This is a genomic window from Streptococcus sp. 3613 (assembly GCF_013277375.1).
GTDB lineage: Bacteria > Bacillota > Bacilli > Lactobacillales > Streptococcaceae > Streptococcus > Streptococcus pseudopneumoniae.
Window position 1 is genome coordinate 1 of the sequence record NZ_VMMV01000051.1, and the last position, 6,078, is coordinate 6,078.

Consider the following 6,078-nt stretch of genomic DNA (forward strand, 5'->3'; position numbering starts at 1 on the left):
TTTGAGCAACCTGCGGCTAGCTTCCTAGTTTGCTCTTTGATTTTCATTGAGTATAAAATCCTAACAAACTCAATACTTTAGTAGTCTGATATGCCAATCTCATGAGGTCTTTTTATCATTTTCCATCATATCCTGACGCAAATGTCTACTGATGTCTCTCATCAGTTTCATTTCTAGTAAATGAAAATCAAACTCGGAAGCTCACCGTAGCTTGCTCAAAACACAGCAAGACAAAGCTGATGACGTAAAAAGATTTTCGAAGAGTGTCATCATCAATTTCAGACCATTTTTTATAATAACCATTTTATTTTTATCTGTCAAGGTCTTTGAATTCTTTCTTAAACAAGCCTTGTAATCTCTACTTTTGAAGAATTTATTTTTCCTTACTGGCAATACTTGAGACGATACAGCTCCCTGATAATAAGCTGACCAAGATTAGTCACAAGCAACTCTCCTTTCTCAATTACACTAAATTGCTTTCCTTCCTCTGGGAAAAGTCCTCCACTCTACTTATTCACTTAGAAAAAACGCATAATATCAAGTGCTGAAAAAACTGATACTATGCATTTATTGTGGGGATATTTACTTCATTTTCTATTAAAAATTGATTTTTCTCAGTATTCTAGCTTATATAATGTTTAAAATTCAAATTCCGCAAGCACATCTCGCCCACTGGTGACCAATTTTGCCCCTTCTTGAATCAAATGATGGCAACCATCTGATAGCCCATCTAAAATGCTACCAGGAATAGCAAAGACATCGCGTCCTTCTTCCATTGCTCGCTCACAGGTAATGAGACTCCCCGAGCGCATCTTAGCCTCTGCTACAATCACGCCACGGCAAAGTCCAGCAATGATGCGATTACGGGCAGGAAAATGAAATTTCAGAGGTTGTTCGCCAGGTCCATATTCACTGAGAACCAGATGATCATTGCCGATGTAGTCTTGCAAACGTTTATTGGCTTTAGGATAAAACACATCCAGTCCTGTTCCAATCACTGCAATGGTTTTTCCGCCATTTTGAAGAGCTGCCATATGAGCTGCTGTGTCAATGCCCTTGGCTAATCCACTGACGATAACCAGTTCATTTTCCAAGCCTTGAATGACTTTTTCAACTGACTTAGCTCCCTGTTTGCTACAAGCACGACTGCCCACGACCGCTACCTTCGGGAATTTCAGGAGGTCAAGATTTCCCTTGTAAAATAAAAGTACAGGCGCATCATATATTTCACTCAAATCCCAAGGATAACAGTCATCTAAAATAGAGAAAGATGGAAATTTTTGAAACTCTTTCGACAAATGCGCATCGTCTATCTGAAAATAACGTTCCATAAAAACGGCTGGATTACGGCAACCTGATATATCTGCAATATCACCCAACAAAAGCTCCTGATCAACATTTTCACCGTATTCTAGCACTTTCAAAATCTGTTGATTGGTCAAACCTGATTTTTTTAACTTATAGATTTCATAGTTTGTGATTTTCATAAATAACTCCATTTCTTTTTCTACTCATCTATCTATTCGTAAAAGTTCGTAAAAAATCAAAAAAACATCCGACTATTTTGTCAGATGTTGGAATCTTTAATTTTCGTTTTTAAGAATTTCTTCTAATTTATGGTAGTCTTGGACACTATCGATTTCATAGATACTATTGCCTTCTAATTCTTCGACATAGACATCTAGCTCTTTGATATTATCCTTAACCATATTGTCCCAGTAGAGATCAACAAATTCGCCACTTGCATAAGCCTTATCGATAAAGCTGACAATCTTTTCTGCAGTTGGAGCATCCCAGAAGGATACACCACTAAGGATGCGACCTGCCTTGCTATCAACAATAATGTCTTGAACCTTGTAGTCATCTCCATAGACCAAGAACCATTCGTTGGTACAATCTTCACGATAAACACTAAAATAAGTCGAACGAGTCAAATCATTGCGGAACATATTTTTAAAGAGATAGTTATCGGCATCAATAACATAGCTGTTGGCCAATTCTTCTTTTACAAGATAGAGAGAGTAAAAGTTATTGTAGTCAGCGTATTTATCATTGAAAACGAGACGAACACCGTATTTCTCTTTCAAGTAATCGAATTGTTCTTTAAGATAACCGACAATGATGATGATGTCATTGATTCCTTTTTCTTTGAGAAACTCAATTTGGTATTCAATCAAGGGTTTTTGATTAACCTGAACCAAGGCTTTAGGGGTATTTTCAGTCATAGGACGCAAGCGAGTTCCCAATCCCGCTGCTAAGATGATGGCTTTCACACGAATCTCCTTTATTCTTTAATAATAATATAAACTCCAGCAATAACGACAAGTGACGTCATAATGGTCAGCATATCTAGCGGTGCACCCAAAAAAACAACTGCAAACAAGACCGTCCAAACTACATAGCTCACATTCAAGCCTGTAGCCTTGGCTGGTTGCAAGCGATTGATAGCGATATAATAAGCCAAGTAGGAAATCATATCAAAGGCTGCAAAGACAATCATGAGACCTAGTAATTGTCCATTGGCCACTTCTGCAAATGACTGATGAGAGAAGAGCACAATCACAAGATAGGACAAGAATGAAGTTACTTGACGGATTAAGAGGGCCTCAATTTCACTCAATTCACTTTCCATGGCAAAGGAGCTAAGGACACTCTCACTCCCCCATGCAATAGCACAAACTAAAGCACAGAGAATACCAATGTAGAAGGAATTAACCTGTTCAACCTTATAGGTCTGAGCAATTATCCCTCCAATAATCAAGACAATCCCAAATACAGTATTTTTTGAAATCTTGTGCTTCAAAAAGAAGAAAGCCAATAAAACTGAAATCGCAGGGTAAATAGCCGACACAGATGAAGCTAAGGAACTTCCGATATACTTAACCGCATAAAGATTGGCCTGCATACCGATAGGGCCTGCTAGCAAGGCTCCGATGATGACACTCACATTGCGAATATTTAAGAAAATTGAGAGGCGAACTTTTCCTTCTTTTACCAAGAGAAAAGCTAGTAAGATAAAGATACTCAAGAAATCGTGAGCAGCGGCCACCACAAAGGGCGACAAATCTGTAAAAATCGAAAAGATGTAAGCACTAATTGTTAGACCTAAACCCCAGAAAATACCTGAGAGTAGACCAAAAGGAACTCCGTTTTTACTTTTCATCTGAACCTCCATAAGAAGTCAAACCTTTAACAGCTCTTTGATAACGATTCACACCATAGTCACCAAAATCTGCACCTTGCTCTTCCTTATAGACAGTCCATAGACTCCAAATAGTGTCTTGTAAAATTTTATAAATGGCAATCTTTTCACGAGAAACCGGTGTTTGGTCACTCTCATAGTGAGACAAGAAGGCTTCTTCCTCCTGGGTAGTGAATTCAGACTCTAAAAAGAGGGCAGCCAGATCCCACATTGGATCATTCATTGATGAATATTCCCAGTCAATCAGATAAAGTCGTCCTTGTGGTGATTCGATAAAGTTTTCAGGCACCAAATCGATATGACAAGATTTTCTGTCAACACCTAAGTCAGCCAGTCTTTTCTCTAAAGAAAAGACTTCTTCTCGAACAGCTTCATAGTTGGCATAAGGGATTTTCTCTTCAATCAAGGATTCGTATTTTTTGATTTCCTCAAAAGGAGCAAATTCTCCTCTTAATTCCTTACCAGAAGCATGAATGGTTTGTAATATTGGAGCAATTTTATCAAATTTGGTCTTGATTGACCTTGAATCAAGTGTAATCGCAGATTCGATATACTCATTTACTTTGATACCAGCTTCAATATCAAAAAGATAATTTTTTACATCTAAGTCTAAATCCTTTAGTAGTTCAAGATTGTACTTTTCATCTTGTCGATTGATAAGCTTTTCTGTCCCTTTACCAAAGAATTTAACAATGTATTGCTTATTTGTTGTTTTGACCAAATAGTTTTGATTGGTCATTCCCCCCAGTTGTTCAACACTGAGGACTTCCTCTTCTTGACTAAGTAGGGAAGAAATTTTCTCTTTAATGATTTTCTCCACAATTAACCTCCAGCACTTATACTTCCCACTTAAACACGGTTTTAAAGGCTGTGTTTAAGTCGGTCGCAAAGACACGGTGAATATCTTTAATTTCTCTTACAGGTTCTTCTAGATAAAGGATATTTTTAAGACGATTGGCAAATTTCTTAACTTCCATCATTTGGATTGCATTTTCAAAATCGATGCGACCAGAACGAGAGGACCCAACCAAGAGCAAGCCCTTTTCTAAGGCATCGCGAGTATTGAGATTGACTTTATATTCGCTAACTCCCATCATGAGAATCGTTCCTTGAGGACGAATGTAGCGAATCAGGTCATTTATAGCCGGTCCAGTACCATTACCACCACAACACTCAAAAGCATGGTCAAAGGCCAAATCTTCAGGAATATTATCCGTAATATAGCATTCTTTGGCAAAAGAGAAAAGTTCCAACTTTTCCCAATGACGACCAATAACCACAATCTCTGCTTCTGGCAAAGTATAGTTGATAATATTGGCAACCACAAATGCTAAACTTCCATCTCCGATAACGGCGATTCGGTCCCGCTTGCTATGAGCAAGGGTCAATAGACGATTCATGGCATGCATGCCAACACTGACAAACTCTGTAATGGCTGCAACCGTATCTTCGATAGCATCATAAGCCACCACACGATCTTTAGGGAGAGAAACAAACTCTCTCATAAAGCCATCAAAACCACTAGACAAGAAATGGGTCCCTGTCATGTAGTTCTCATAGAATTCTTCATCGCTCTGCATAGAAGGCTGATTGGGAATCATGACAACTTTTTGCCCAACCTCATAGGTTCCCGTCGGGTCAGAAATGATGGTTCCACATGACTCGTGAATCATTGCCATTGGAAGCTTTTTATTCAAAATCTTGGGGTCACGTTTTCCCTGGTAGTAACGCTGATCCGCATGACAGACAGCCATATAGTTAGGGCGGATGAGGATATGATTCTCTTGGTCAATAGCCTCTTCCTGATATTTGACATTGATAAACTTAGGCTTAGTTAGTTGATAAATTTGATTAATCATTTTACTAGTCTTTCTCAATCATACTTTTTGCAATCTTCAAATCTGTTACTGTTGTGATTTTTAGGTTTGAGTATTCGCCCTTAGCCAAGGCCACATCCTTTCCTTTGATCACAAAGATTTTACATGCATCTGTCAAGATTTCCTTCTCTTCAGCAGAGAGAGAACCGTAAAGGTCCATGAAGTCCTTGCAACGGAATGTTTGAGGTGTTTGTCCTTGATAAAGGTGAGCACGATTTGGAATATCTGTAATGAATTGACCATTGGTACTTTCAACGATAGTATCAACCGCTTCTACCACTGTGTCCACTGCGTCATGATTTTGGGCAAGTTGGATATTGTCCTGAATCATGCGAAGTGTAATAAATGGACGAACAGAATCGTGGGTAACAACAATGTCCTCTGGAGTAAGCGGACGATAAGCATCAATAGCTTCAATGATTTTCTCAATACTCGTATTACGGTCAGCACCACCCTTTGTAATGATGATACGATCCTTATGAAGAGGAAGATATTTATCTACAAGATCTTCTGCATGAGAAACCCAGTCTCCATGAACCCCAACTACAATTTTTTCAATACTTGGTTCCAAGACAAATTTTTCAATTGTATGAATCAAAATAGGTCGATCACCTAGCTCTAAAAATTGTTTTGGCAAGTTACTGATTCCCATGCGTGTGCCAGTTCCACCAGCAAGAATTCCTGCATAAATCATCTATTTTCTCCTTTGTCTTACTAAAAAAACTTATTCTCTCTATTATACCACAATCTAGTCCTATCATGAAAGAAATACCGGCCCTCCCGTTCTAGAATAGAAGGATTAAGGAGTTCTATTATTCAAAGAAACTAGTCCATTTCTAGTAATGACCAGGAATTCTGTAGTCATTGCTAATAAATGGCTGTGAAATTTTAGAGTTCTTCAGAATAATATAGTTTTCTTAAAGAAAACTTAAAAGTAAGCTTTGAAACTTCAAAGTGATTACTTGACTTATACTCAATGAAAGTCATAACCACCCGTGA

The 6,078-nt window shown here is 38.2% G+C and carries 6 protein-coding genes; all 6 read right to left on the reverse strand.

The annotated features are described in order from the left end of the window. Nucleotides 1-638 precede the first annotated feature (638 nt). The 6 genes from dprA to HT708_RS06795 all read right to left on the reverse strand — a co-directional run bounded on the left by dprA (nt 639) and on the right by HT708_RS06795 (nt 5,773). Nucleotides 639-1,487, reverse strand: a complete 849-nt coding sequence (gene dprA / locus HT708_RS06770; RefSeq protein ID WP_000705307.1) for a DNA-processing protein DprA — start codon at nt 1,485-1,487, stop codon at nt 639-641. A 96-nt stretch (nt 1,488-1,583) separates the two neighbouring features. Then, nucleotides 1,584-2,273 carry a sugar phosphate nucleotidyltransferase gene (locus HT708_RS06775; RefSeq protein ID WP_000643965.1) on the reverse strand — a complete coding sequence of 230 codons (690 nt, stop codon included), beginning with the start codon at nt 2,271-2,273 and terminating at the stop codon, nt 1,584-1,586. An 11-nt stretch (nt 2,274-2,284) separates the two neighbouring features. Continuing rightward, the gene (locus HT708_RS06780; RefSeq protein WP_000837608.1) at nt 2,285-3,163 is read right to left on the reverse strand and encodes a DMT family transporter; all 879 of its coding nucleotides are present in this window, start codon (nt 3,161-3,163) and stop codon (nt 2,285-2,287) included. Continuing rightward, complete coding sequence (licA, locus tag HT708_RS06785; protein ID WP_000411222.1) at nt 3,153-4,022, reverse strand: choline kinase LicA; 870 nt, start codon at nt 4,020-4,022, stop codon at nt 3,153-3,155. Before licA ends, HT708_RS06780 begins: the two co-directional genes overlap by 11 nt. Before the next feature lie 16 nt (nt 4,023-4,038). Beyond that, the gene (locus tag HT708_RS06790; RefSeq protein WP_000609870.1) at nt 4,039-5,061 is read right to left on the reverse strand and encodes a ribitol-5-phosphate dehydrogenase; all 1,023 of its coding nucleotides are present in this window, start codon (nt 5,059-5,061) and stop codon (nt 4,039-4,041) included. 4 nt (nt 5,062-5,065) lie between these two features. Beyond that, nucleotides 5,066-5,773, reverse strand: coding sequence for a 2-C-methyl-D-erythritol 4-phosphate cytidylyltransferase (locus tag HT708_RS06795; RefSeq protein WP_000638489.1), 708 nt, complete (start codon nt 5,771-5,773; stop codon nt 5,066-5,068). Nucleotides 5,774-6,078: the final 305 nt, after the last annotated feature.

Coding starts and splice junctions, on each gene's coding strand:
- HT708_RS06780 (WP_000837608.1), bottom strand. CDS start 3,163: ATGAAAAGTAAAAACGGAGTTCCTTTTGGTCTACTCTCAGGTATTTTC.
- dprA (WP_000705307.1), bottom strand. CDS start 1,487: ATGAAAATCACAAACTATGAAATCTATAAGTTAAAAAAATCAGGTTTG.
- HT708_RS06795 (WP_000638489.1), bottom strand. CDS start 5,773: ATGATTTATGCAGGAATTCTTGCTGGTGGAACTGGCACACGCATGGGA.
- HT708_RS06790 (WP_000609870.1), bottom strand. CDS start 5,061: ATGATTAATCAAATTTATCAACTAACTAAGCCTAAGTTTATCAATGTC.